Below are 662 nucleotides of genomic sequence, written 5' to 3'. Positions count from 1 at the left end.
ACGCCGGGACCGACACGTCAGGCCGTACCCCAACCGACACGTGAGGTCGTACCCCGACACCTCGAGCCGGCGGGTTCGGAACTGCTCGACGTGCTCGTCGAGCTCGCGTGCCATCACCGAGACCTGCGACTTCGACAGGCCGGTGATCCCGAGGGTCTGCACCAGCTTGTCCATCCGCCGGGTGGACACGCCGAGCAGGTAGCAGGTCGCCACCACGCTGGTGAGTGCCCGTTCGGCGCGCTTGCGGCGCTCCAGCAGCCAGTCTGGATACAGGCTGCCCTGTCGAAGCTTGGGCACCGCTACGTCCAGGGTCCCGACGCGGGTGTCGAGGTCGCGGTGGCGGTAGCCGTTGCGGGAGTTGACCCGCTCGCTGCTGCGCTCGCCGTACCCGGCGCCGCACACCGCGTCGGCCTGCGCCGAGAGCAGCGCGTTGACGAACGTGGTCAGCAGATCGCGCAGCAGGTCAGGGCTCGCCTGGTCCAGCTGCTCGGTCAGGAAGCGGGCAGGGTCGATACTGGGAACAGCGGTCATCGGTGTGTCCTTCTTCGAGTCGGTTGTGAGAGATCACTCGAAGGATCCACCCGGTGGCCGCGCCTACGTTGCAGGCACGCGCTCACTCAGGTCCGTCGTACACCTGTGAGGGTCGGAGCAGCTGGTCTGGG

Annotated in this window: 1 protein-coding gene; it reads right to left on the bottom strand. The window is 68.0% G+C overall.

Annotated features, from left to right (window positions below):
• Nucleotides 1–531, bottom strand: a 531-nt coding sequence (locus D6B71_RS22430; protein ID WP_240641648.1) for a transposase, incomplete at its 3' end; no start/stop codon positions are given.
• Between the last annotated feature and the right edge of the window lie 131 nt (nt 532–662).

It is taken from the genome of Nocardioides ferulae, assembly GCF_003660455.1.
GTDB lineage: Bacteria > Actinomycetota > Actinomycetes > Propionibacteriales > Nocardioidaceae > Nocardioides > Nocardioides ferulae.
The sequence above is the reverse complement of the archived record's forward strand: the minus strand, read 5'-3'. Positions and strand labels throughout refer to the sequence as shown.